The sequence below is a fragment of the Pseudomonas sp. lyk4-R2A-10 genome (assembly GCF_030209075.1).
Taxonomy (GTDB): Bacteria; Pseudomonadota; Gammaproteobacteria; order Pseudomonadales; family Pseudomonadaceae; genus Aquipseudomonas; species Aquipseudomonas glycinae.
Window position 1 is genome coordinate 639125 of the sequence record NZ_JARVSR010000002.1, and the last position, 24119, is coordinate 663243.

The following is a 24119-nucleotide window of genomic DNA, read 5'->3' on the forward strand; positions in this document are numbered from 1 at the left end:
GAATGATGAAAACAAAAACGCCGCGATCCTCTCGCGGCGTTTTTGTGTCTGCTCTCTTTACCCCAGGTTCTTGCCGAGCAACGCGTGATACAGCTCGCTGTCCCCAAGAATCCCCACCACATGGTTGTTGTCGTGCAGCACCAGTTTGTTGCCGGTCTGGTATCGGATCTGCAACGCGTCGCGCATGCCGATGTTCGAGTCCACCAGCGTCGGTTTGCGCTCCAGCCCTTCCACGGCTTGCCCCGGTGCCCAGTTCTGCAGGTTCAGCACCGAACCGTTCTGCCGCGCACCCTTGATGGTGTTGCCTTCGGCCAGGTCCAGCCACGAATCGCCGCCCGGATCCAGACATACCGAACCGTTGATGCGTTTGCAGTTGTCCAGGGTGCGCATCAGGCTGCGACCGCACAGCACGTTCAGCGGGTTGGTGTGGGCGACGAAGGTGCGCACGTAATCGTCCGCAGGATTGAGCACGATCTCTTCCGGCACGCTGTACTGGATGATCCGGCCGTCTTTCATGATCGCGATGCGGCTGCCGAGTTTCAGCGCCTCGTCGAGGTCGTGGCTCACGAACACGATGGTCTTGCTCAGCTTGCGTTGCAGTTCCAGCAGTTCATCCTGCAGGCCCTGACGGATCAGCGGGTCGAGGGCCGAGAACGGTTCGTCCATCAGCAGAATGTCGGCGTCCATCGCCAGCGCGCGGGCCAGGCCGACACGCTGCTGCATGCCGCCGGACAGCTCGTCGGGCTTCTTGTTGCGCCATTGGGTCAGGCCCACCAGTTCGAGTTTGTCATCGACCAGTTTGCGCCGTTCCTTCTCCGGACGACCCTGCATTTCCAGACCGAAACTGATGTTCTCGCGCACCGTCAGCCAGGGCATCAGGGCGAACTTCTGGAACACCATGGCGATGCGTTTGGTGCGCATCATTTTCAGCTCGGCCGGGGAGCAGGAGGCGATGTCGATCTGCTTGCCTTCATGTTCGACGAACAGCTTGCCGCGGCTCACGGTGTTGAGGCCGTTGATGCAGCGCAGCAGGCTCGACTTGCCGGAGCCGGAGAGGCCCATCAGCACGCAGATCTCGCCTTTGTTGATGTCCAGGCTGGCCTTTTCAACGCCGACGATCTGCCCGGTCTTTTTCAGGATTTCACTGCGGGTCAGGCCTTGATCGAGAAGTTTCAGTGCTTCGCGCGGATCCTTGGTGAAGATCACGTCAACGTTATCGAAGCGAATTATGCTCATGCGTCACCCCCTGCTTTGGCGTCGGGTTGTTTGCAGATACGGTCGAGCATGATCGCCAGCAGTACGATCGCCAGGCCCGCTTCGAAGCCCAGGGCGATATCAGCAGTGTTCAGTGCGTTGACCACCGGTTTGCCGAGTCCGTCGGCGCCCACCAGTGCCGCGATCACCACCATCGACAGCGACAGCATGATGCACTGGGTGATGCCGGCCGCGATGCTCGGCATGGCGTGAGGCAGTTCGATCCGTGAAAGCAGTTGGCGACGCGAGCAGCCGAAGGCCTTGCCGGCGTCCATCAGTTCTTGCGGGACATCGCGGATGCCCAGGTAGGTCAGGCGGATCGGCGCGGCGATGGCGAACACCACCGTCGAGATCAGGCCCGGCACCACGCCCAGCCCGAAGAGGGTCAGGGTAGGAATGAGGTAAACGAAGGTCGGTACGGTCTGCATCAGATCGAGTACCGGCCTCATCAAAGTGTAGAACATCGGTTTGTGCGCGGCGACGATGCCCAGCGGCACGCCGATGACCACGCAGACCAGGGTCGCGAACATGACCTGGGCGAGGGTTTCCATGGTTTCCTGCCAGTACCCCAGGTTGAGGATCAGCAGGAAGGAAGCGACCACGAACGCGGTCAGGCCCCATTTGCGTTGAATGAAGTGGGCCAGCAGGGCGATGAGGCCGATCAGCACCAGCGGGTTGAACCAGGTCAGCGCAAACGTCACGCCGTGGATCATCGTTTCCAGTGTCACGGCGATTGCGTCGAAGGTGTTGGCGCCGTGTTGCGTCAACCATTCAACGAAGCCCGCGATGTACTGGCCTAAAGGGATTTTCTGATCAATCAGCATGGTAGTGAACGTCCGCATGCAAGGAAATAAACAGCCCGGACGGGACTAGCCCGCCCGGCATAAGCGATTACTGGGCAATCTTGGCTTTCACGGCCTCCAGGCCAGGTTTACCGTCAATGGTGGTCACGCCAGCGAGCCAGGTATCGAGCACCTGTGGATTCTTTTTCAGCCAGGCCTTGGCGGCCGCGTCAGGCTTCATCTTGTCGTCCAGGATGTTGCCCATCAGTTCGCTTTCCATGTCGACGGTGAACTCCAGGTTTTTCAGCAGCTGGCCAACGTTGCTGCATTCCTCGGCGTAGCCCTTGCGGGTGTTGGTCGCCACGGTGGCGGCGCCGAAATCCGGGCCGAAGAAGTCATCGCCGCCGGTCAGGTACTGAATCTTGAAGCGCTTGTTCATCGGGTGCGGCGCCCAGCCGAGGAACACCACGGCGGTGTCGCGTTTCTGCGCGCGGTCGACCTGTGACAGCATGCCCGCTTCGCTGGACTCGACGACCTTGAAACCGGCGTCTTTCAGGCCAAAGGCGTTCTTGTCGATCATGCTCTGGATCAGGCGGTTACCGTCGTTGCCCGGTTCGATCCCGTAGATCTTGCCGTCGAGTTCTTTCTTGAATTTGGCGATGTCGGCGAAGTCGTGCAGACCCTTGTCATACAAGGCCTGCGGAACGGCGAGGGTGTACTTGGCGCCCTTGAGGTTGGTGCGCACGGTTTCCACGGTGCCGGCGTCGCGGTAGGCCTTGATGTCGTTTTCCATGGTCGGCATCCAGTTGCCAAGGAACACGTCCATGTTCTTGCCGTCGGCCAGCGACTTGTAGGTCACGGGTACGGAAATCATGGTGGTCTTGGTCTTGTAGCCGAGGGCGTTGAGCACAACGCTGGTGGTGGCGGTGGTTGCGGTGATGTCGGTCCAGCCGACATCGGAGAAGTTCACGGTACTGCACTGCGCCGGTTCTGCGGCTTGAGCCAGTAACGGCAGACTCAGCATGGCGGCCAACAACAACGACGGGGAACCTTTCATGAATGGACTCCTTGGTGTTTTTTTTGGCAGTGTTCCGATTGGACCACCGCACTTATGGGTTGCGGTTGGATGGCGTTCTGGAGACAGCTCTACCGCAGCGCCTTGCAATCGAGTCGATACGATCATGTACCAGTGAAAATCTGACGCCTACAGGGTGCGTCGTATCCAGTACAGGGATGGTCGCATCCAGTGTCAGTGACGTCGTTTACAGCTTTTTTCTGCCCTGTCTGGCCATCTGAACCGCATAAAAACGGCGAAAACACGGGCTGAAACCGGCACGGCGTTGGTGGGCATGAGTGCGTCGGTGTCAGACGCCGAACGACCCGGGAAAAGCCCGATGATGCGGGCATTCCGGCGGATCGCAGCTTGAGCGTAGCAGCTCCGCCAGCGGGCGCTTCACGCCCCGGACCGGCACTCTCAGGAGCTCTGCAGCAATGGCTATCAGCGTTTTCGACCTGTTCAAAATCGGCATTGGCCCGTCCAGTTCCCACACCGTCGGGCCCATGCGCGCCGCCGCCCTGTTCGTCGAGTCGTTGCGCGACAAACATCTACTGGAGCAGGTGCGTCGCATCGAGGTGCAGCTGTTCGGCTCGCTGTCGGCCACCGGTGTCGGTCACGGCAGCGACAACGCGGTGATCATGGGCCTGATGGGCGAGTGGCCGGACGCGATCGACCCGTCGCAGATCGGCCCGCGGATCCAGGCCCTGCGCGAAACCCACACGCTGTTGCTCGACGGTCGTTTGTCGGTGCCCTTTATATGGGGCCGCGACATGCGCCTGATCGACGAAAACCTGCCGTTTCACCCTAACGCCATGACCCTGGTTGCCGAAGGCGATCACGGCGAGCTGCATCGCGACACCTACTATTCGGTCGGCGGCGGTTTTGTGGTGGACGAGGCGCAGGCTTCCAGTGGTGTGGTGGATCTGGATCGCACCGAGTTGCCTTACGATTTTTCCAGCGCGGTGGAGTTGCTGGAGCTGTGCAAGACCCACAACCTGCGCGTGGCCGAATTGATGATGGCCAACGAAAAGGTCTGGCGCAGCGAAGAGGAAATCCGCGCCGGCCTGATGAAGCTCTGGCGGGCGATGCAGGATTGCGTCGAGCAGGGCCTCAAGCACGAAGGCATCCTGCCCGGCGGTCTCAACGTGCGCCGCCGCGCGGCGAAGTTGCACCGCAGCCTTCAGGAGTTGAACAAGCCCAACGTGATCGGCTCGACCCTCAGCGCGATGGAGTGGGTCAACCTGTTCGCCCTCGCGGTGAACGAGGAAAACGCCGCCGGCGGACGCATGGTCACGGCGCCCACCAACGGCGCGGCGGGGATCATTCCGGCGGTGCTGCACTACTTCATGAAATTCAGCGAGGCGGTGACTGACGCCAACGTGGTCGACTATTTCCTCGGGGCGGCGGCGGTGGGGATTCTGTGCAAGAAGAACGCTTCGATCTCCGGCGCCGAAGTCGGCTGTCAGGGTGAGGTCGGTTCGGCCTGTGCGATGGCGGCGGCAGGGTTGGCGGAAATCCTCGGCGCAAGCCCGGAGCAATTGTGCAACGCGGCGGAAATCGGCCTGGAACACAACCTCGGCCTGACCTGCGATCCGGTGGGTGGTCTGGTGCAAGTGCCGTGCATCGAGCGCAATGCGATTGCGGCGGTGAAGGCGATCAACGCGGCGCAGATGGCCTTGCGCGGGGACGGTCAGCACTTTATTTCGCTGGATCGGGTGATCCGCACCATGCGCGATACCGGCGCCGACATGCATGACAAATATAAAGAGACATCGCGGGGCGGGTTGGCGGTCAGCGCGGTGGAATGCTGATTCCTCAGATAACGTCGGACCAGTCAAAACTGCGCACCAAGTGAGCATGGGCAATAAAACGCGCCACCTTTTGGCGCGTCGTTATCAGATAAGAGCCTTTCCCACCTCCAGCGCCTGATTCGCAGGCGCTACCGTCCGTCACCCGTGCCTGCGGTGACACTGTAGGACAATCGCGCACAGGCCAGTTCCCACAAGTGCTACCGATTTGCTCACACGCTCCGGGGCAGGGCTTTCGCGGCCGCTGATGGCACTTCGAATTACCCTCCGGCGGAGCGCTTGTATAGACGCGTCGCGACGTCGTTTTCAGGAGTTATTGAACAGCCATTCAATTTTAGGCATGGCAATTGCTCTGTCATAACAAAGCCCGTCTCACGCAAGAGAACGATGGCAATAACAAGAGCCTCCGCCTGAGGCCATCACCCGCTTTGTGTGAGGAGATACCGCGATGACGTCGTTCAACTCCGGGGCTCAACCCCAGAACCGTGCGCCTCAATCCATCGGCTTTCTGCTGCTGGACAATTTCACGCTGATTTCCCTGGCTTCCGCAGTCGAACCCCTGCGCATGGCCAACCAGTTGTCCGGTCGCGAGCTGTATCGCTGGACCACCCTCACCGTTGATGGCGGCCAGGTCTGGGCCAGTGACGGTCTGCAGATCACCCCCGACGCCTCCATGCACAAAGCCCCGGCCCTCGACACCGTCATCGTGTGCGGCGGGATCGGCATTCAGCGCACTGTTACCCGTGAACACGTCTCGTGGCTGCAAAGCCAGGCGCGTCAGTCACGCCGCCTCGGTGCCGTGTGCACCGGCAGTTGGGCCCTGGCCTGCGCCGGCCTGCTCGACGGCTTCGATTGCAGCGTGCACTGGGAATGTCTGGCGGCGATGCAGGAAGCTTTCCCGCGTGTTGCGATGAGCACCCGCCTGTTTACCCTCGACCGTAACCGTTTCACCAGCTCCGGCGGCACCGCGCCGCTGGACATGATGCTGCACCTGATCAGCCGCGATCACGGCCGTGAACTGTCCGCCGCGATCTCGGAAATGTTCGTCTACGAACGCATCCGCAACGAGCAGGATCACCAGCGTGTCCCGCTCAAGCACATGCTCGGCACCAACCAGCCGAAACTGCAGGAAATCGTTGCGCTGATGGAAGCCAACCTGGAAGAGCCGATCGACCTCGACGAACTGGCGGTGTACGTCGCCGTGTCCCGTCGCCAGCTCGAGCGCCTGTTCCAGAAATACCTGCACTGCTCGCCGTCGCGCTACTACCTCAAGCTGCGCCTGATCCGTGCGCGGCAACTGCTCAAGCAGACGCCGATGTCGATCATCGAAGTGGCGTCGGTCTGCGGCTTCGTGTCGACACCGCACTTCTCCAAGTGCTACCGCGAATACTTCGGCATTCCGCCGCGTGACGAGCGCGTCGGCTCCAACACCACCCAGCAGGTGGCGATGATGCCGCTGCCGCAGGCCATCGTGATGTCGCCGCTGTCCGGGCCGATGTCGGCGCTGAGCCAGGCACGCAACGAGTCGACCTTCGCCAGCGTGCGCCTCTAAAACGAAAGATCGCAGCCTGCGACAGCGCCTTCAGGAAAGGCACTGTCGCAGGCTGCGATCTTTTTTTGTCAGGTTTCAGGCGCGGGTTTGCTGATACTGCGCCAGGGCCGGCAGCAACTGCTTGTCGATGGCTTCGCGCACGGTCGGCTGAATGCTCGCGCTGCTGGTGTACATTTGCTTGACCATGGTGCGCAGCGTGTTGGCCCGCACATCATCCAGACCCCGCACCGCGCACTCGCAGGCCTGCTGGGCGGTGGAGCCCGACGGTACTTCGAATCCCAACGACTTGAGCTGGCCCAACAGGTCTTCCTGATCGATCAAATCGGCATACATCATGACGCGAATCCTTCTTCGGCAACGGAGGTCGTGGCTCGATTCTGGTAGGCCTGCCCAGGCACGGCAAGGGCGATTTGTCGCAGTGGCCGCGACAACTATGAACAGGTCGTTTTCGGCTAACTTGCCGTCAAGGGGAGTGGGCACACTGGCCTCAGCTTGCTTCACGAAGGTTTGGTCACCCTCGCCACGGCAGCTCCTCAACAGTACCCTCGCCCCGATCCTGTCACGGCTTGTATCGGGGCTTTTTTTGCCTGCGAATTACGATGATGCGGTCTAGCGCTGCAACACCAGAATCCGCGACAACAATTCATCCCGATCGATGTAGCAGCCCTGAAAATGTCGGGCCCCGGTGGCCGGGTCGAAGGCGTTGCGCGCGTGCAAAGTGCGGCGGTTGTCGAAGCACCACAGCTCGCCCGGATTGAGCCGCTGCATGACCCGAAAACGTGGCTCGCGGGTCATGGCGATGAAGCGCCGATAAGCGCGATACAGCAGGGGCATTTGCTCCACGGACGTGTCGAACGCCCCGCGCAAGAAGTTGGCCATGCGGATTTCTGCGACCCGACCCAACGCGTCCAGGGCGATGACCGGCGCGAGGCAGCGATAGTCGCTGTGGCGGTCCTTGTTGCGAAACTCCACCGGGATTTCGCACAGCGCCTGAAACGACGCGGGATCTTCCTGACGCAGCGTTTCGGCAATCGCAAAACCGTCGACGAAAATGCTCTCGCCACCCTCGGCGTCGTTCACCAGACAATGCAGAAATTGCAGCCCCGGTTGCAGCTCGCGGGTCGGCAGGTCGGTGTGCAATGGCAGGTTGAAAGCGGTGTAGGCGTTGCTGTCGGCGTCCGCCTTGGATTGCACGTTGAACAGCACGCCGAAGTTGCTCTCGCGGATGAACGAAATGCGCTGGGCGATCAGCTTCAGTGAGCCGGGTTCGGTGGGCACGCCGCGCACCTGGGTCAGGCCGATATCGCGTACCGCCAGCAACCATTGCAGCAGTGCGGCGTTGTCGTTCATCAGGGCTGCATAGTCGAACACCGGCAACTGCAAATCGCTGCGCCACAGGAAGGGTTCAGGTTTGGCGGCGAGGCGTTCGGCACGGGATTCGTCGTCATAGGCGTGGGCGCGCAACCAGCCGGCATCGAAGCGGCTGAGGTGGCCGTCCTGCCAGTCGATGCGCAGACAACCATCGGTGTCGATGTGCACGGCGGAGGGCGACAGATCCTGTGCCGCGTCGACGATCTCGAACACCTGCTCGCGGGTGACGCTGTAGACGCATTGCGGACACGGACAGTTGTCGCGCAACCACACGTGGTGGAACGGGCTGACACGCCCGTCAGCCCATTCAATCAGGACGCGATCCGCCAGGTTCTGCACGCCGTTCAGCGCGCTGATCAACGGATAAGTACGGAAATCGGCAACTGCAGCGGCGGTTTGCATGGCGGCTCCTTGTGAGGGATGGATTTACCGGGCTGGGGGCAGGCCGATGACCCGGCCGATGTAAGCGGGAGCGGGCAGATCGGCCTGCTCGGCGACGATGGCTTGCAGACGGCCCAGGGTGTCCGGGGTAAACGGTGCGGAGCGCGGCCCGGCGAGGTCGACGTGCAGCAGCATCTGTTCGTTGCCGGCCAGCTCCTTGTCACCGCCGGCCAGGTGCAGGCTGTGATAGAGGTGCAGGCGTTTCTGGTCGTGGCCGATGATCTGCGTGCGCACTTCGACCTCGGCATCGAGCTTCACTTCGTGCAGGTAGTTGAGGTGCAGTTCGAGGGTGAACAGCGAGTGGCCGCTGGCTTCGCGGTTGTTGCTGTCCATGCCGAGGCGATCCATCAGGGCGTCGGTGGCGTAGCTGAAAATCAGCAGATAAAAGGCGTCGCGCAGGTGGCCGTTGTAGTCGACCCAGTCCGGGATGATGCGGGTTTGGTAGGTGGTGAGGGTGGGCATGTTTATCTCCAGACACGAGCGTTCCCACGCTTTGCGTGGGACGCTCAATATGCGATTACTCGCTGAAACTCATTCCATGCTTTTCTTTGGTGGTCTTCACCGCCTCAAGCACCGCCAGCAAGCAATCATCACGATAGCGCTCCAGCGCCGAAATACTGTGCCGGCCCAGTTGATCGCTGGTGCCGTCCACCACATCGTCGATCAACTTGTCGGTCAGTTCCGGCGCTGGGAGGTATGTCCACGGCAGCTGCAACGCCGGGCCGAACTGCGACATGAAGTGGCGCATACCGGCATCGCCACCGGCCAGGGTGTAAGTCAAGAATGTGCCCATGAACGACCAGCGCAGCCCGGCGCCAAAGCGGATTGCATCATCGATTTCACCGGTGGTCGCCACCCCGTCGTTGACCAGGTGCAGCGCCTCGCGCCACAGCGCTTCGAGCAGGCGGTCGGCGATGAAGCCCGGCACTTCCTTGCGCACATGCAGCGGGCGCATGCCGAGGGATTCGTAGACTTTCATCGCCGCTTGAACCGCTTCCAGCGTGGTGTTCTTGCCGCCGACCACTTCCACCAGCGGCAGCAGGTAAACCGGGTTGAACGGGTGACCGACCACGCAACGTTCCGGGTGGGTCGAGCTCTCGTAGAACTCGCTCGGCAACAGGCCGGAAGTGCTGGAACCGATCAGCGCATTCGGCTTGGCCGCTGCGCTGATCTTGCTGTGCAGGTCCAGTTTCAGTTCGAGGCGTTCCGGGGCGCTTTCCTGGATGAAGTCCGCATCGCGCACGCACTCTTCAATGGTCGCGACAAAGCGCAGGCGATCCTGCGACGCACCCGGCGCCAGACCATTTTTCTCCAGCGCGCCCCAGGCATTGGCCACGCGTTTGCGCAGCGCCGCTTCAGCGCCCGGCGCCGGGTCCCAGGCCACCACGTCGAGGCCGTGGGCGAGGGCGCGGGCGACCCAGCCGCTGCCGATGACGCCGCTGCCGAGTGCTGCGAAGGTTTTGATTTCGGTGATAAAGCTCATGGTCACTTCCTGGAGTGAGGCAAAAAAACGGTGGGCGTCAATCGCCCGCCCACCGGGGGAAAGGGTGATTTCAGCCGCGCTGGGTCAGGCCCATTTTCTTGCGACCTTCAGCCGGGGTCAGCACGCGGGCGCCGAGGCGGCTGAGGATTTCGCTGGCGCGTTCGACCAGTTGGCCGTTGGTCGCCAGCACGCCTTTGTCCAGCCACAGGTTGTCTTCCAGACCGACCCGCACGTTGCCGCCGAGCAGTACCGCTTGCGCGGCCATCGGCATCTGCATCCGGCCGATGCCGAACCCGGCCCACACCGCGTCGGCAGGCAGGTTGTCGACCATGGCTTTCATGGTGGTGGTGTCGGCCGGCGCGCCCCACGGGATGCCCAGGCACAGCTGGAACAGCGGATTGTCGAGCAGGCCTTCCTTGATCATCTGTTTGGCGAACCACAGGTGGCCGGTGTCGAAGATCTCCAGCTCCGCCTTCACGCCCAGCTCGGTGATGCGCTTGGCACCGGCGCGCAGCTGGGCCGGGGTGGAGACATAAATGGTGTCGCCGTCACCGAAGTTCAGGGTGCCGCAATCCAGGGTGCAGATTTCCGGCAGCAGTTCTTCGACGTGGGCCAGGCGGGTCAGCGGGCCGACCAGATCGGTGTTCGGACCGAACTCCATCGGGCTCTCGCCAGGGCCGATTTCCAGGTCGCCGCCCATGCCGGCGGTGAGGTTGACGATGATGTCGACGTCGGCTTCGCGGATACGCTCCATGACTTCGCGGTACAGCGCCACGTCGCGGCTGAACTTGCCGGTCTGCGGGTCACGAACGTGACAGTGCACGACCGTGGCGCCGGCCTTGGCCGCTTCTACTGCGGCAGCTGCGATCTGTTTTGGGGTGACCGGCACGTGTGGGCTTTTGGCGGTCGTGTCGCCAGCACCGGTGAGTGCGCAGGTGATGATGACGTCGTGATTCATGGTGCGTTTTCCTTCAGGCGTGATGGGTCTGTTCGCAGCCCGTGGCGGGCTGCGAAGTGGTTCGTTCGTTGCGGTTTATTTGCTGGTGAGCTGGAGGTTTTCAGTCGCCGGTTTGCCATCGAAAGTGGTAACGCCTTCGAGCCAGCGCTGTTTGTCCTGCGGGTGATCCTTGAGCCATTGTTTGGCCGATTCGAAAGCGTCCTTGTGATCGAGCAGCGGCTGCATCATCCGGCTCTCGTCTTCGGCGGTGAACGTCAGGTTGCTCAGCAGACGGCTGACGTTCGGGCATTGTTCGGCATATTTCGGCGCGGTGACGGTCCATACGGTGGCCATGCCTTCGTTCGGGCCGAGGGCGTCGTCGCTGCCGGTCAGATAAGTCATCTGCACGTTGACGTTCATCGGGTGCGGCGCCCAGCCGAAGAACACCACGGCTTCCTTGCGGCGCACCGCGCGATCGACGGCGGCGAGCATGCCGGCCTCGCTGGATTCCACGAGCTGGAATTTGCCGAGGCCGAACTGGTTCTTGGCGATCATCGCCTTGATCTGGGTGTTGGCGCCCGAGCCTGGTTCGATGCCGTAGATCTTGCCGCCCAGTTCCTTCTCGAACTTGGCGATGTCGGCGAAGGTTTTCAGGCCCTTGTCCGCCAGATAGGTCGGCACGGCGAGGGTGGCGCGGGCGTCTTTGAGGCTTGGTGCTTCGAGCACTTTGACCTGGTTGGCATCGACGAACGGGGTGATGGTCTGGGTCATCAGCGGGTTCCAGTAGCCGAGGAACAGGTCCAGACGCTGGTCGCGGATGCCGGCAAAGACGATCTGCTGGGAGGCGCTGGTCTGTTTGGTGCTGTAGCCGAGGCCGTCGAGCAGAACCTGGGCCATGGCGCTGGTGGCGATCACGTCGGTCCAGTTCACCACTCCCATGCGCACGTTCTGACACGATGGGGAATCGGCCGCCATGACACTGGCGCTTAAAAACGCGGTACCGCTGAGTGCGAGAACACAGCTGCTGATCAGTCGTTTCATGTCGGGTTCCTCGGCAGGTCGTTATTGTGGGTTCCGGTGTCTGTGCGCCGGTGATGCTCAAATTACGCAGCTGTACGCCCTTGAAAGCGCACTGCGGCGACCAGCTCTTGCACTGCAGCGACCTGTGCTCTTGAATGCCGCTCGCAACTGGCGTATCAACGTTGCACGCTACCCGCTGACCGAGTGCGCGCCATGTCCCAGGATTTCTACTTTCTGTTGATGCCGGGTTTTTCCGCCATCGGGTTCATCTCTGCGATCGAACCGTTGCGAGTGGCCAACCGCTTTCGCGGCGAGCTGTATCGCTGGCATGTGTTGAGCGCCGATGGCGGGGCGGTGCTGGCAAGCAACGGGATGTCGGTCAACGCCGATGCGGCGCTGGAGCCGCTGAAGAAAGGTGCGACGCTGCTGGTGGTCGCCGGTTTCGAACCGCTGAAGTTCGCCACCCCGGCGCTGGAGCACTGGCTGCGACGGCTGGACAACGAAGGCGTGACCCTCGGCGCCATCGACACCGGTAGCTTCGTCCTTGCCGAGGCGGGCCTGCTCGATGGTCATCGCCTGACTCTGCACTGGGAGGCCATCGACGCCTTCAAGGAATCTTATCCACAGCTCAGCGTCACCCAGGAGCTGTTCGAGATCGACCGTCGGCGCATCACATCCGCCGGCGGCACCGCGTCCATCGACCTGATGCTCGACCTGATCGCCCAGGCCCACGGCCCGCAGCTGGCGATCCAGGTCAGCGAGCAGTTTGTATTGGGGCGCATTCGTCCGCGCAAGGACCACCAGCGCATGGAGGTCGCCACGCGCTACGGCATCAGCAACAAGAAGCTGGTGCATGTGATCGGCGAGATGGAGCAGCACAGCGAACCGCCGCTGACCACGCTGGAACTGGCGGAATCGATCAAGGTGACAAGGCGGCAACTGGAGCGGTTGTTCCGTCTGCACCTGAACGACACACCGAGCAATTTCTATCTGCGCTTAAGGCTGGAAAAGGCCCGGCAGCTGTTGCGCCAGACCGACATGAGCGTGCTGGAAGTCAGCATCGCCTGCGGGTTTGAATCCCCGTCGTATTTCACCCGCAGCTACCGGGCGAAGTTTGCCCGGTGTCCGCGGGAGGATCGGCGTACGATACCTATAGATTAGATGTTGGATGATTTTGGTAGTTGAAGGTCAATAAAGACTGCCGCTAACATTTGCTCCTTTTAGTTGGGAGGGATTTTAGCGGAGTTTGTTATAATTCCTGTTTTGATAGGCTACACATTCTAAATAATTGGGAAAGTTGCTGCCGGTGAGAAAGTCTTTTTTTTCTCTTGCCCAACCGTCATAGGTTCTTATTTGGATATAGTGGTTTTCTTCCGTCTTGGCTGTCCATCTATCCTGTCTTTGGATGCTGTTAATTTCTGCGCTTCGACCGTATATCAGTATCCCTCGTGGGGCATACATTGTGATTGCGTCCCCGGATTTTCGTCTTAAAGGTTCTAATTGTTGGCTTAGTGATTCTCTATTTTTGGAGCACCAGATTAACCAGTCATTGACTTGTTGCAATGCTTGATTGAAATCTTGTGTAAATTGATCGTTTTTTGTGAAAATGGATTTGCTCGGGCTTTCTAGCTCGACCAGATAAACAAAACACCGTCCCGACTGAGGGTTGACATATGAGAAGTCAGTTATGTAGTCGGTGCCAAGTGGGAATTTTCGGATAACGGCGTTGCCCATGAGGTACCCGCTTCCGCAGATGGCTCCAACATTAGACTCGAAAAAATTTTGGCAGTCGCGCTCTTCAGGGTTTGTTTGTAATAGTGCTTCTAGTGTGTTGTTTGTCATATTTTAATGTTTTAGTATGTTTATGATTATGCTGATTTTTTTGCGCGAGATAAGTTTGGTCTTGTTGTAATTGTTTCGCTATGCATTAGCCACAATGAGTGTAAATAGATTCGGTCTGGGTACAAGCCGGTTAGTGTTTACCGATCAAGACCTAAATTTTTTCGCCAATGCCGCGCAACCTGCCTTGTACGCCTCATGCTGATATTTGTTCAGCGTGCCCGGCAGCTCGAAATTGTGCTTCTTGGCCTCGGCGTTGATCGTCTGCGGCGAAAGCAGCGTCACCTCGCAACCATCCAGCAACTGAAACACACCCTCGATCTTGAACGTGGTCGGGCCACCTGCAAACTCGCCCTTCTTGCTGCGCTTCTTGATCGCGATGCGATCGATGGAGTTCTCGCGCACGAACGACGCGACCTGCGCGGCGAATAGTTTGACGTTGGCCGTCTCGTCGTCATCGTCCAGCGCGATTTTCTTGGTGCTCAGCGCGACATGGCTCAGCGCCGAACCGTCGAGGGACGCCACCGCGATAATCGCTTCACTGCCTTTGATTTCGATACCGCAAATGTTCATGTGAATCCCTTTAGATGAAGATGCCAGGCACCGCGATAATTATGGAAATGAACCCAGTTATGAAGGATGTGTGAGATCACCATTGGAAAAGTGAATCCCAACGTGTTTGTGCACGGCTTTTGTAATTCCCAATAATGTCTTGTTCAAGCTTTCCTTCGGAAGGGGGCAGATTTCCTTCCGCTAATAGGGTCTCGTGTAGAAATAGAATGGACGCTGAAAACTTTCCTTTACATGCATTTGTAAAGCCACGTCGTTTTGACTTTGGCATGCATAAGTAGGTGTGGGCGACAAATCTTCTCAGATGGTTTTCGGTGTTTTTATTTGCGCTTTCGAGATTGCTCCATGAACTATGAGCCAAGCTGTTTCTGACAGCTCTTAAAAGATTCAGACCATCGAGTGTTGCTGGGGACAAGGTTCCAGCTTTATCCAGGGCATCAATTTTATTGGAAAATGACGGGAATGAGCCCTGCCTGATCGTCAGTGAAATATTGTTTTGCCGAATAATTGAATCTAGAACACCTTCGATTAAGAGTGTGCTTGAGTTTGCCGTCTTTAGTGCATCGTATTTATGAACGATACCGCCAGCTCGAGTCAAGGACTCCAAGTCTACTCCATCAGTAGTCAGCGCTTTTTCAGTAGTTTTTGCCAGTATAAAAATAGTATCAGTCGAAATTTTTTCCAGATGTTGGATGTAGCTCTTGAGGATTTCAGTTATTTTTGCGTGTGCCTGGAGGAAGTCTTTTTGAATAAACAGTATTTTTGGGGAGTTTGCTATTCTTTTGAGACTGACTAGCGGGAGGCTTGGTAAGCGAACGCTCTTGCCTTCATGTCCTTCAACTTCCAGTCTTTCGAGCGTTAAATATTTTTTGTGCAGGAAAAAACTGATGATCTTAAGGAACGCTTTGGTCTTCGTCTCGTCCAGCGTCAAGATCGGCGTTTTATCTACACAAACGAAAGAATATGTTTTTAGAGACGCTGGGATCAAGCTAAGGCTGTCTGCGGATTTTGCATGGCTCAGCAGTCGATCTATTCGATCCGTCTCACTAATTCCGGATTGATGAAAGAGTGCGTCTTCGAGAATATCTTCCTGTTCCATTTTTAGCTAAATCGTTCCTGAAATAATAAAGTCACCGCTTACAACGATATACGGAATGAGGAGAGTCACTCCTGACCAATCGACTCCAAAAACTCCGACCGCTCGTCACTCATCCGCGCCACGCAGTCATTCTGCGCAATCTTGAACGCCTTGCTGCCGTCCGTCGCCGGGAAGGCTTCTACGGCGCAGTCGGCGTCGCGGGTTTTCAGCCATTGTTGCTGGGCGGCCTTGAGTCTGGCGGTGATGTCGGCCAGTTGTGCCGGGTTCTTGCCGTAGGCGGTCTGCATGCGCTCGTTCAGGCTGGCGTAGTTGTCCTTGAGCAGGTCCTCGGCGGTGGTGCGGCTGTAGGCCGAACATTCCAGGGTCTGGATGTCGTTTTCCACCGCGTCGCACGGGTTGTTGTCGGACTCTTCGGCGGCGTGTACGCCGGTCGCAATCAGGGCCAGGGCCAGGAAGATCGATTTCATTGATGTCGCCGCTCTAATCCAGTGGTGTTTCCGGGATGCGGCAGATTCTGGCTCAAGCTCGCGGGCTTGAACAGGTGGCCGGTCGGACCGGTTGGCGACCCTTTGTCGCGGATTGACGCTTTCGGCAATTCCCCTGTCGTTTTTGCACCCGGCTGGTCGCGCACCGAGGCATATGCTGGCCCCAAAGCGCCGGCAGACGATTCGGCGCATGAATCGCCAATAAGGGGACGCCTGATGAGCCCAGCCGAATTACACGCCGACAGCATCGTTATCGACGGTCTGATCATTGCCAAATGGAACCGCGAGCTGTTCGAAGACATGCGCAAGGGCGGTCTGACGGCGGCCAACTGCACCGTGTCGGTGTGGGAGGGCTTTCAGGCCACGGTCAACAACATCGCTGCCAGCCAGAAACTGATTCGCGAAAACAGCGACCTGGTGATCCCCGTCCGCACCACCGCCGACATCCGCAAGGCCAAGGAGCAGGGCAAGACCGGCATCCTCTTCGGCTTCCAGAACGCCCACGCGTTCGAAGACCAGATCGGCTATGTCGAGGTGTTCAAGCAGCTCGGCGTCGGCATCGTGCAGATGTGCTACAACACCCAGAACCTGGTGGGCACCGGTTGCTACGAACGTGACGGCGGCCTGTCGGGCTTCGGTCGCGAAATCGTCGCCGAAATGAACCGTGTCGGCGTCATGTGCGACCTGTCCCACGTCGGCTCCAAGACTTCCGAGGAAGTCATCCTCGAATCGAAAAAACCGGTCTGCTATTCCCACTGCCTGCCGTCGGGGCTGAAAGAGCACCCGCGCAACAAGTCCGATGAAGAGCTTAAGTTTATTGCTGACCACGGCGGTTTCGTCGGCGTGACCATGTTCGCGCCGTTCCTGGCCAAGGGCATCGATTCGACCATCGACGACTACGCCGAAGCCATCGAATACACCATGAACATCGTCGGCGAAGACGCTATTGGCATCGGCACCGACTTCACCCAGGGTCACGGTCAGGACTTCTTCGAATACCTGACCCACGACAAGGGCTACGCCCGCCGTCTGACCAACTTCGGCAAGATCATCAACCCGCTGGGCATCCGCACCGTCGGCGAGTTCCCGAACTTGACCGAGACCCTGCTCAAGCGCGGCCACTCCGAGCGCGTGGTACGCAAGATCATGGGCGAAAACTGGGTGAGCGTCCTCAAAGACGTCTGGGGCGAATAAGCCGCCGCTTCCCGAATACTTTCCCCCGGCCGTCCGTGCCGGGGGCAACACCAAAATTTTCTGGAGTTAAGTTTCCATGGCCAAGATCGCCCCGCAATTGCCAATCGAAGTCGACAGCGAGACCGGTGTCTGGACCTCCGACGCCCTGCCGATGCTGTACGTGCCCCGGCATTTTTTCGTCAACAACCACATGGGCATCGAGGAAGTACTGGGCGCTGACGCCTATGCCGAGATCCTCTACAAGGCCGGCTACAAATCCGCCTGGCACTGGTGTGAAAAAGAAGCCGAGTGCCACGGCCTGGAAGGCGTCGCGGTGTTCGAACACTACATGAAGCGTCTGTCGCAACGCGGCTGGGGCCTGTTCAAGATCCAGGACATCGACCTCGACAAAGGCACCGCCAGCGTCAAGCTCGAACACTCGGCGTTCGTCTACGTCTACGGCAAGGTCGGGCGCAAGGTCGACTACATGTTCACCGGTTGGTTTGCCGGCGCGATGGACCAGATCCTCGCCGCTCGTGGCAGCAAGATCCGCACCGTGGCCGAGCAGGTCTACGGTGGCTCCGAAGAAGGCCACGACGACGGCCTGTTCACCGTCAAGCCGTTGTAAGTCGAGGAACCCGCCATGGCTTTCGAAGCAATGTTTCAGCCAATTCAAATTGGCAAACTGACCATCCGCAACCGCGTGCTCAGCACCGCGCACGCCGAGGTCTACGCGACCGACGGCGGCATGACCACCGAGCGGTACGTCAAGTATTACGAAGAGAAAGCCAAGGGCGGCATCGGCCTGGCGATCTGTGGCGGTTCGTCCGTGGTGGCGATCGACAGCCCGCAGCAATGGTGGAGTTCGGTGAACCTGTCCACCGACCGGATCATCCCGCACTTCCAGAATCTCGCCGACGCCATGCACAAGCACGGCGCCAAGATCATGATCCAGATTACCCACATGGGCCGTCGCTCCCGTTGGGACGGTTTCCACTGGCCGACCCTGATGTCGCCGTCGGGTATCCGCGAACCGGTGCACCGCGCCACCTGCAAGACCATCGAGCCGGAAGAAATCTGGCGGGTGATCGGTAACTACGCGCAAGCCGCGCGCCGCGCCAAGGCCGGTGGCCTGGACGGCGTCGAACTGTCGGCCGTGCACCAGCACATGATCGACCAGTTCTGGAGCCCGCGCGTCAACAAGCGGACCGACGAATGGGGCGGCACTTTCGAGGGCCGCATGAAGTTCGGTCTGGAAGTCCTGAAAGCCGTACGCGCCGAGGTAGGTGACGACTTCTGCGTCGGCATGCGCATCTGCGGTGACGAGTTCCACCCGGACGGTCTGTCCCACGAAGACATGAAGCAGATCGCCAAATATTACGACGACACCGGCATGCTCGATTTCATCGGCGTCGTCGGCTCGGGTTGCGACACCCACAACACCCTGGCCAACGTGATTCCGAACATGAGTTATCCGCCGGAGCCGTTCCTGCACCTGGCGGCCGGAATCAAGGAAGTGGTCAAGGTTCCGGTGCTGCACGCGCAGAACATCAAGGACCCGAACCAGGCCACGCGGATTCTCGAGGGCGGTTACGTCGACATGGTCGGCATGACCCGCGCCCACATCGCCGACCCGCACCTGATCGCCAAGATCAAGATGGGCCAGATCGACCAGATCAAACAGTGCGTCGGCGCCAACTACTGCATCGACCGTCAGTATCAGGGTCTGGACGTGCTGTGCATCCAGAACGCCGCGACCTCCCGTGAATACATGGGCGTGCCGCACATCATCGAGAAATCCACCGGGCCGAAACGCAAGGTGGTGATCGTCGGTGCCGGTCCGGCGGGGATGGAAGCTGCCCGCGTGGCGGCCGAACGTGGCCACGACGTGACCCTGTTCGAGAAGAAGGAATTCATCGGCGGCCAGATCACTACGGCCTCGAAAGCGCCGCAGCGTGACCAGATCGCCGGCATCACCCGCTGGTTCCAGCTGGAGCTGGCACGGCTGAAAGTCGACCTGCGCCTGGGCACTGCCGCAGACGCCGACACCATCATGGACCTGCGCCCGGACATCGTGGTGCTGGCGGTTGGCGGGCATCCATACCTTGAACAGAACGAACACTGGGGCGCCGCCGAAGGGCTGGTGGTCAGCAGCTGGGACGTGCTCGACGGCAAGGTCGCGCCGGGCAAGAACGTGCTGGTCTACGACACCATCTGCGAATTCACCGGGATGTCGGTGGCCGACTTCCTTGCCGACAAGGGCAGCCAGGTCGAGATCGTCACCGACGACATCAAACCGGGCGTGGCCATCGGTGGTACGTCGTTCCCGACCTACTACCGCAGCATGTACCCGAAAGAAGTGATCATGACCGGCGACATGATGCTGGAGAAGGTTTACCGCGAAGGCGACAAACTCGTCGCCGTGCTGGAGAACGAATACACCGGCGCCAAAGAGGAGCGGGTGGTGGATCAGGTGGTCGTCGAGAACGGCGTGCGCCCGGACGAAGAAATCTACTACGCCCTCAAGGACGGCTCGCGTAACAAGGGCCAGATCGATGTCGAGGCACTGTTTGCGATCCAGCCACAACCTTCGTTGAGCAGCACCGGCGACGGTTACTTGCTGTTCCGCATCGGTGACTGCGTGGCGCAGCGTAATACTCACGCTGCGATCTATGACGCCCTGCGGTTGTGCAAAGACTTCTAAAGGCTTGCACATGACCCTGTGGGAGTGGGCTTGCCCGCGAATGCATGCTGTCAGTCACCGCTGCATCGACTGACCCGGCGCTTTCGCGAGCAAGCTCGCTCCCACAGGAACACGCCGAACGTGTTTCTCCAGGCTGTACTGGTGGGAGCTTCACCATGTTGAACACCCTTCTTCCAATCCTGTTGTTCGCAGCCCTGGCCCTTGCGGTGCTGGGGGCGTTGCGGCGGGTGGCCATGTGGCGTCGGGGCCGGGCCTCGAAGGTCGATCTGATCGGCGGCCTGTTCGCCATGCCCAAGCGTTACATGGTCGATCTGCACCACGTGGTGGCGCGGGACAAATACATCGCCAACACCCACGTCGCCACGGCGGGCGGGGCGGTGGCGTCGATTGTGCTGGCGATTCTGGTGCACGGTTTCGGCCTGCATAACCGCATTCTCGGCTACGCGTTGCTGCTGATGACGGCGGTGATGTTCGTCGGGGCGATCTTCGTTTATCGGCGCCGGCTCAACCCGCCGGCGCGGCTGTCGAAAGGCCCGTGGATGCGCCTGCCGAAAAGCCTGCTGGCGTTCTCGGCCTCGTTCTTCCTGGTGACCTTGCCCGTGGCCGGAATCCTGCCGGAGAACTTCGGTGGCTGGGTGTTGGCAGCGATTCTCGGCATCGGTGTGTTGTGGGGCGTGTCCGAGTTGTTCTTCGGCATGACCTGGGGTGGGCCGATGAAACACGCCTTCGCCGGGGCCCTGCACCTGGCCTGGCACCGTCGCGCCGAACGTTTTGGTGGCGGCCGTTCCACCGGTTTGAAACCGCTGGACCTGAATGATCCAACCGCGCCGCTGGGCGTGGAGAAACCCAAGGATTTCACCTGGAACCAGTTGCTCGGTTTCGATGCCTGCGTGCAGTGCGGCAAGTGCGAAGCCGCGTGCCCGGCGTTCGCCGCCGGCCAGCCGTTGAACCCGAAAAAGCTGATTCAGGACATGGTCGTCGGCCTCGCCGGCGGCACCGATGCCCAGTTCGCCGGCAGCCCGTATCCGGGCAAACCGGTGGGCGAACACAGCGGCAATCCGCACCAACCGATCGTCAACGGTCTGGTCGATGCCGAAACCCTGTGGTCGTGCACCACCTGCCGCGCCTGCGTCGAGGAATGCCCGATGATGATCGAGCACGTCGATGCCATCGTCGACATGCGCCGGCACCTGACCCTGGAGAAAGGCGCGACCCCGAACAAGGGCGCCGAAGTCCTGGAAAACCTGATTGCCACCGACAACCCTGGCGGTTTCGCCCCGGGCGGGCGGATGAACTGGGCGGCCGACCTGAACCTCAACCTGCTCAGCGAGAAGAAGTCCACCGACGTGCTGTTCTGGGTTGGCGACGGTGCCTTCGACATGCGCAACCAGCGCACTCTGCGGGCGTTCGTCAAAGTGCTGAAAGCGGCCAAGGTCGACTTCGCGGTGCTGGGGCTGGAAGAGCGTGACAGCGGCGACGTGGCCCGACGTCTGGGTGACGAAGCGACTTTCCAGTTGCTCGCCAAACGCAATATCCAGACCCTGGCCAAATACAGCTTCAACCGCATCGTTACCTGCGATCCGCACAGTTTTCATGTGCTGAAAAACGAGTACGGCGCGTTCGATGGCAACTACCTCGTGCAGCACCACAGCACCTACCTGGCGGAAATCATCCAGGCCGGCGCGCTGAACCTCGGTCAGCACAAAGGCAACAGCGTGACCTACCACGATCCGTGCTACCTCGGCCGCTACAACGGCGAGTACGAGGCACCGCGCGAAGTGCTGCGTGCGCTCGGCATCGAGATCAAGGAGATGCAACGTTCCGGCTTCCGTTCGCGCTGCTGCGGCGGCGGTGGCGGGGCGCCGATCACTGACATTCCGGGCAAGCAGCGGATCCCCGACATGCGCATGGAAGACATCCGCGAGACCGGTGCCGAGCTGGTGGCGGTGGGTTGTCCACAGTGCACGGCGATGCTCGAAGGCGTGGTCGAACCGCGTCCGCTGATCAAGGACATCGCCGAACTGGTGGCCGACGCGCTGCTCGAAGACGCCGCGCCGAACAAGCCTGCCACCCCGGCCAAGCGTGAACCTGCGGAGGCCCACTGATGAGCGACATTATCCGCCGCGATCCCCGCGCCGAATGGATCGCACGCAACCGTCTGCACCCGCTGCACGCGGCCATGCAGCCGGCGCAACACAGCTGGATGGGCCCCAACGGGATCATCCGCAAGAACCTGCACGGCATCGGCTTCATCGGGCCGAACGGCATCAAGCGTATCGACCGCAGCGGCGCCCAGCAGGGCGGGGCGGTCAAACGCTCGGCCGCGGTCGAAGTGCAGTTGCCGCTGCATCAGGTGCCGGCGCCGGCGTTCTACATCAGCGTGGTGCCGGACATGGTCGGCGGCCGCTTGAGCAGCCACGACCGCGACCTGCTTGGTCTGGCTCATCAGCTGGCCGGCAGCGACGGCGCGGTGCTGGCCGTGGTGTTCGGTGAGCACAAGGAAAACGCTTTCGCCACCGCAGGCGTTGACCGCTTGCTGGTGCTGGAAGGCGAAGAATTCAGCGGTTATGCACCGGAGCAACGGATCCAGGGCCTGCGGGCTGTGGATAACCAGTTCACCCCGCGTCACTGGCTGCTGCCGGACAGCCGCAGCGGTGGCGGCGAACTCGGGCGGCGCTTTGCTGCCGCACTGGGTGAACGCCCGGCGACACGGGTGTGGCAGGTCAAGGATCAGGAGTGCATCGGCCGCGCCGGTGCCGGTCTGCAGGATCTGGCCCGTCCGGTGGCGCGGTTGATTCTGGCGTCCGCCGAATGTGCCGAACCGGTCAGCGAAACCCGTCACGAAGCGCTGCCGGTGGAGTTATCCACACCCGTCGCACGCAGCCTGTCGCGGATCGAGGATCTGGGTGCGGTGGCGGTGGATCCGGCAGCGATTCCGATGGCCGAAGCCGAGTTCATCTTCTCAGGTGGTAACGGGGTCAAGGACTGGGAGCTTTTCCACAGGACCGCCGCCGCCCTCGGCGCCACCGAAGGCGCCTCGCGGGTGGCAGTGGACGATGGCTTCATGGCCCGCGACCGCCAGGTCGGCGCGTCCGGCACCTGGGTTACGGCGCGGGTTTACGTGGCCGTGGGGATTTCCGGGGCGATCCAGCACCTGCAGGGCATCGGTGCCTGCGACAAAGTGGTGGCGATCAACCTCGATCCGGGCTGCGACATGATCAAGCGTGCCGACCTGTCGGTGATCGGCGAGAGCGCGGAAATTCTTCAGGCCTTGATCGCGGCGGTAGACGCTTACCGCAACGAAGCCAAGCGCGATGCGGCTTAAGGAACGGTTATGAGCACAAAGATCATCAGTCTGGTTTCAATCGGCGCCCACCCGACCTCCGGCCGCCCTCGCCGCGCAGATCAGGACGCCCGCGCGGTGGAGCTCGGCCTGCAACTGGCGGGGGACAACCTGCAAGTGCTGCACGCCGGTGACATCGCGGAACCGGCGCTGCGCGCCTATCTGGGCATGGGGCTTGCGCAGATGCATGTGCTGGAACAACCGGCGGGCGCCGATGCGTTGCCGGCGTTGACCGAGTATCTGCGAGATGCCGGTGCCCAGATGGTGTTGACCGGCAGCCAGGCGGAAACCGGCGAAGGTTCGGGGATGCTGCCGTTCCTGCTGGCCGAAGGGCTGGGCTGGCCATTGGTGGTGGGGCTGGCGCAGGTCGAGTCGATCAACGACGGTTCGGCGCTGGTGCTGCAAGCGTTGCCCCGTGGGCAGCGGCGCCGGCTGAAGGTGCGCCTGCCGTTTCTCGCGACTGTGGATAACGCCGCGCCCAAGCCTCGGCAGAGTGCTTACGGGCCTGCGCGGCGTGGTGTTCTTCAGGCGAAAGACGTGGAAGTGGTGGATGACGAACTGCTGGCCGTTGCGACCCTGCAACCAGCCAAGCCCCGGCCGAAACGGTTGAAGGTGATCAAGGCCAAGAGCGGGGCGGACCGGATGAAGGCGGCGACGGCCAAGGCTAGCGGCGGTGGTGGGCAAGTCCTGAAAGGCGTAACGGCGCAGGCCGGTGCCGAAGCCATTCTCAAACTGCTGATCGAAGAAGGTGTTGTCCGCTGAAACCTTTGCTGACCCTCTCCCTTCAGGAGAGGGCGCTTTACCCACAATCCCTGTTGGCGGATCTGTGGATAACGTGTTCGCCCCTCCCTGTACCCCACGCCAATCAAGCTCTCCAGCCCTCAGGTCAAAAAACAACCAGCCTAACTCGCGGTTTTTTCTGAGGTTTTCCCCAGAACAACGCCCAGACTTGCCCCCAATCTCTGTTGGCGCTTCTGTGGATAAGATGTTCGCTATCCGCCAAGAGCCCTATAAACCGTGGCTTACAAGGATCTGATCAAAAAACGCTCAATTCAACCTTTTAACCCGCCAATCCCCACGCAAACCCCGATTTACCAACGCCCTCAGCGCTTTTCCACAGCACTCGCCAAGTTACCCCCGAACTCTGTTGGCGCTTCTGTGGATAAGGTGTTCGCCATCCTCTGCAAGCCAGGTAATCCGT

General features: G+C 60.5%; 22 protein-coding genes. 9 read left to right on the forward strand and 13 right to left on the reverse strand.

Going from position 1 to position 24119, the window contains the following annotated elements; genetic code table 11:
• Positions 1 to 57 precede the first annotated feature (57 nt).
• The 3 genes from choV to QRN46_RS05285 all read right to left on the reverse strand — a co-directional run bounded on the left by choV (position 58) and on the right by QRN46_RS05285 (position 3093).
• A complete protein-coding gene (gene choV, locus QRN46_RS05275; protein ID WP_011336304.1) occupies positions 58 to 1236 on the reverse strand; it encodes a choline ABC transporter ATP-binding protein in 1179 nt (392 codons plus the stop codon).
• Entirely contained in the window at positions 1233 to 2078 is an 846-nt protein-coding gene (gene choW, locus QRN46_RS05280) for a choline ABC transporter permease subunit (protein ID WP_039767993.1), read from the reverse strand. The genes choV and choW overlap by 4 nt, the downstream gene beginning before the upstream one ends.
• 67 nt (positions 2079 to 2145) lie before the next feature.
• The gene (locus QRN46_RS05285) at positions 2146 to 3093 is read right to left on the reverse strand and encodes a choline ABC transporter substrate-binding protein (RefSeq protein WP_011336302.1); all 948 of its coding nucleotides are present in this window, start codon (positions 3091 to 3093) and stop codon (positions 2146 to 2148) included.
• A 434-nt stretch (positions 3094 to 3527) separates the two neighbouring features.
• Here QRN46_RS05285 and QRN46_RS05290 point away from each other — a divergent pair, with 434 nt between their 5' ends.
• On the forward strand, positions 3528 to 4904 hold the full coding sequence (locus QRN46_RS05290; protein ID WP_007959754.1) for an L-serine ammonia-lyase: 1377 nt from the start codon (positions 3528 to 3530) through the stop codon (positions 4902 to 4904).
• A gap of 445 nt (positions 4905 to 5349) precedes the next feature.
• The gene (gene gbdR / locus QRN46_RS05295; RefSeq protein WP_011336300.1) at positions 5350 to 6453 is read left to right on the forward strand and encodes a choline metabolism transcriptional regulator GbdR; all 1104 of its coding nucleotides are present in this window, start codon (positions 5350 to 5352) and stop codon (positions 6451 to 6453) included.
• A gap of 75 nt (positions 6454 to 6528) precedes the next feature.
• On the opposite strand, the gene QRN46_RS05300 is transcribed toward gbdR, so the two are convergent.
• The 6 genes from QRN46_RS05300 to choX form a co-directional block, all read right to left on the reverse strand.
• Positions 6529 to 6789 (reverse strand): hypothetical protein, encoded by a 261-nt coding sequence (locus QRN46_RS05300; protein ID WP_007959758.1) that lies wholly within the window; start codon positions 6787 to 6789, stop codon positions 6529 to 6531.
• A 273-nt stretch (positions 6790 to 7062) separates the two neighbouring features.
• On the reverse strand, positions 7063 to 8226 hold the full coding sequence (locus QRN46_RS05305) for a gamma-butyrobetaine dioxygenase (protein ID WP_201817872.1): 1164 nt from the start codon (positions 8224 to 8226) through the stop codon (positions 7063 to 7065).
• A 24-nt stretch (positions 8227 to 8250) separates the two neighbouring features.
• The gene (locus tag QRN46_RS05310; protein ID WP_221615988.1) at positions 8251 to 8727 is read right to left on the reverse strand and encodes a thioesterase family protein; all 477 of its coding nucleotides are present in this window, start codon (positions 8725 to 8727) and stop codon (positions 8251 to 8253) included.
• Between the two features lie 55 nt (positions 8728 to 8782).
• The gene (locus tag QRN46_RS05315; protein ID WP_221615989.1) at positions 8783 to 9748 is read right to left on the reverse strand and encodes an L-carnitine dehydrogenase; all 966 of its coding nucleotides are present in this window, start codon (positions 9746 to 9748) and stop codon (positions 8783 to 8785) included.
• A 70-nt stretch (positions 9749 to 9818) separates the two neighbouring features.
• Positions 9819 to 10706 carry a 3-dehydrocarnitine:acetyl-CoA trimethylamine transferase CdhC gene (gene cdhC / locus QRN46_RS05320; RefSeq protein ID WP_285354365.1) on the reverse strand — a complete coding sequence of 296 codons (888 nt, stop codon included), beginning with the start codon at positions 10704 to 10706 and terminating at the stop codon, positions 9819 to 9821.
• Between the two features lie 75 nt (positions 10707 to 10781).
• Positions 10782 to 11726, reverse strand: coding sequence for a choline ABC transporter substrate-binding protein (choX, locus tag QRN46_RS05325; protein ID WP_285354366.1), 945 nt, complete (start codon positions 11724 to 11726; stop codon positions 10782 to 10784).
• A gap of 192 nt (positions 11727 to 11918) precedes the next feature.
• Between choX and QRN46_RS05330 the strand changes: the two genes are divergently transcribed.
• On the forward strand, positions 11919 to 12866 hold the full coding sequence (locus QRN46_RS05330) for a GlxA family transcriptional regulator (protein ID WP_221615990.1): 948 nt from the start codon (positions 11919 to 11921) through the stop codon (positions 12864 to 12866).
• A gap of 75 nt (positions 12867 to 12941) precedes the next feature.
• On the opposite strand, the gene QRN46_RS05335 is transcribed toward QRN46_RS05330, so the two are convergent.
• From QRN46_RS05335 to QRN46_RS05350, 4 genes are all read right to left on the reverse strand, one after another.
• A complete protein-coding gene (locus QRN46_RS05335; protein WP_285354367.1) occupies positions 12942 to 13547 on the reverse strand; it encodes a Shedu immune nuclease family protein in 606 nt (201 codons plus the stop codon).
• A 144-nt stretch (positions 13548 to 13691) separates the two neighbouring features.
• Positions 13692 to 14117 carry a DUF3010 family protein gene (locus tag QRN46_RS05340; protein ID WP_221615992.1) on the reverse strand — a complete coding sequence of 142 codons (426 nt, stop codon included), beginning with the start codon at positions 14115 to 14117 and terminating at the stop codon, positions 13692 to 13694.
• Between the two features lie 76 nt (positions 14118 to 14193).
• Positions 14194 to 15213, reverse strand: coding sequence for a hypothetical protein (locus QRN46_RS05345; protein WP_285354368.1), 1020 nt, complete (start codon positions 15211 to 15213; stop codon positions 14194 to 14196).
• Between the two features lie 65 nt (positions 15214 to 15278).
• On the reverse strand, positions 15279 to 15680 hold the full coding sequence (locus QRN46_RS05350) for a lysozyme inhibitor LprI family protein (protein ID WP_221615994.1): 402 nt from the start codon (positions 15678 to 15680) through the stop codon (positions 15279 to 15281).
• A gap of 234 nt (positions 15681 to 15914) precedes the next feature.
• Between QRN46_RS05350 and QRN46_RS05355 the strand changes: the two genes are divergently transcribed.
• From QRN46_RS05355 to etfB, 6 genes are all read left to right on the forward strand, one after another.
• Positions 15915 to 16892 (forward strand): dipeptidase, encoded by a 978-nt coding sequence (locus tag QRN46_RS05355; RefSeq protein ID WP_221615995.1) that lies wholly within the window; start codon positions 15915 to 15917, stop codon positions 16890 to 16892.
• Positions 16893 to 16968: 76 nt separating this feature from the next.
• The gene (locus tag QRN46_RS05360) at positions 16969 to 17499 is read left to right on the forward strand and encodes a DUF5943 domain-containing protein (protein WP_007926354.1); all 531 of its coding nucleotides are present in this window, start codon (positions 16969 to 16971) and stop codon (positions 17497 to 17499) included.
• A 15-nt stretch (positions 17500 to 17514) separates the two neighbouring features.
• Positions 17515 to 19575 (forward strand): dimethylglycine demethylation protein DgcA, encoded by a 2061-nt coding sequence (dgcA, locus tag QRN46_RS05365; protein WP_011336289.1) that lies wholly within the window; start codon positions 17515 to 17517, stop codon positions 19573 to 19575.
• A 155-nt stretch (positions 19576 to 19730) separates the two neighbouring features.
• Positions 19731 to 21680 carry a dimethylglycine demethylation protein DgcB gene (gene dgcB, locus QRN46_RS05370; RefSeq protein ID WP_011336288.1) on the forward strand — a complete coding sequence of 650 codons (1950 nt, stop codon included), beginning with the start codon at positions 19731 to 19733 and terminating at the stop codon, positions 21678 to 21680.
• Positions 21680 to 22900, forward strand: a complete 1221-nt coding sequence (gene etfA / locus QRN46_RS05375) for an electron transfer flavoprotein subunit alpha (protein WP_285354369.1) — start codon at positions 21680 to 21682, stop codon at positions 22898 to 22900. Before dgcB ends, etfA begins: the two co-directional genes overlap by 1 nt.
• A 9-nt stretch (positions 22901 to 22909) precedes the next feature.
• Positions 22910 to 23680 (forward strand): electron transfer flavoprotein subunit beta, encoded by a 771-nt coding sequence (gene etfB, locus QRN46_RS05380; protein WP_169432226.1) that lies wholly within the window; start codon positions 22910 to 22912, stop codon positions 23678 to 23680.
• The last annotated feature ends 439 nt before the right edge of the window (positions 23681 to 24119 follow it).

Bases quoted from the DNA above. Each gene is read 5' to 3' on its own strand.
- choX (WP_285354366.1), bottom strand. From the start codon at position 11,726: ATGAAACGACTGATCAGCAGCTGTGTTCTCGCACTCAGCGGTACCGCG.
- QRN46_RS05300 (WP_007959758.1), bottom strand. From the start codon at position 6,789: ATGATGTATGCCGATTTGATCGATCAGGAAGACCTGTTGGGCCAGCTC.
- QRN46_RS05285 (WP_011336302.1), bottom strand. From the start codon at position 3,093: ATGAAAGGTTCCCCGTCGTTGTTGTTGGCCGCCATGCTGAGTCTGCCG.
- QRN46_RS05335 (WP_285354367.1), bottom strand. From the start codon at position 13,547: ATGACAAACAACACACTAGAAGCACTATTACAAACAAACCCTGAAGAG.
- QRN46_RS05310 (WP_221615988.1), bottom strand. From the start codon at position 8,727: ATGCCCACCCTCACCACCTACCAAACCCGCATCATCCCGGACTGGGTC.
- dgcB (WP_011336288.1), top strand. From the start codon at position 19,731: ATGTTGAACACCCTTCTTCCAATCCTGTTGTTCGCAGCCCTGGCCCTT.
- gbdR (WP_011336300.1), top strand. From the start codon at position 5,350: ATGACGTCGTTCAACTCCGGGGCTCAACCCCAGAACCGTGCGCCTCAA.
- QRN46_RS05360 (WP_007926354.1), top strand. From the start codon at position 16,969: ATGGCCAAGATCGCCCCGCAATTGCCAATCGAAGTCGACAGCGAGACC.
- choW (WP_039767993.1), bottom strand. From the start codon at position 2,078: ATGCTGATTGATCAGAAAATCCCTTTAGGCCAGTACATCGCGGGCTTC.
- QRN46_RS05290 (WP_007959754.1), top strand. From the start codon at position 3,528: ATGGCTATCAGCGTTTTCGACCTGTTCAAAATCGGCATTGGCCCGTCC.
- QRN46_RS05315 (WP_221615989.1), bottom strand. From the start codon at position 9,748: ATGAGCTTTATCACCGAAATCAAAACCTTCGCAGCACTCGGCAGCGGC.
- QRN46_RS05345 (WP_285354368.1), bottom strand. From the start codon at position 15,213: ATGGAACAGGAAGATATTCTCGAAGACGCACTCTTTCATCAATCCGGA.
- dgcA (WP_011336289.1), top strand. From the start codon at position 17,515: ATGGCTTTCGAAGCAATGTTTCAGCCAATTCAAATTGGCAAACTGACC.
- cdhC (WP_285354365.1), bottom strand. From the start codon at position 10,706: ATGAATCACGACGTCATCATCACCTGCGCACTCACCGGTGCTGGCGAC.
- choV (WP_011336304.1), bottom strand. From the start codon at position 1,236: ATGAGCATAATTCGCTTCGATAACGTTGACGTGATCTTCACCAAGGAT.
- QRN46_RS05340 (WP_221615992.1), bottom strand. From the start codon at position 14,117: ATGAACATTTGCGGTATCGAAATCAAAGGCAGTGAAGCGATTATCGCG.
- etfA (WP_285354369.1), top strand. From the start codon at position 21,680: ATGAGCGACATTATCCGCCGCGATCCCCGCGCCGAATGGATCGCACGC.
- etfB (WP_169432226.1), top strand. From the start codon at position 22,910: ATGAGCACAAAGATCATCAGTCTGGTTTCAATCGGCGCCCACCCGACC.
- QRN46_RS05350 (WP_221615994.1), bottom strand. From the start codon at position 15,680: ATGAAATCGATCTTCCTGGCCCTGGCCCTGATTGCGACCGGCGTACAC.
- QRN46_RS05305 (WP_201817872.1), bottom strand. From the start codon at position 8,226: ATGCAAACCGCCGCTGCAGTTGCCGATTTCCGTACTTATCCGTTGATC.
- QRN46_RS05355 (WP_221615995.1), top strand. From the start codon at position 15,915: ATGAGCCCAGCCGAATTACACGCCGACAGCATCGTTATCGACGGTCTG.
- QRN46_RS05330 (WP_221615990.1), top strand. From the start codon at position 11,919: ATGTCCCAGGATTTCTACTTTCTGTTGATGCCGGGTTTTTCCGCCATC.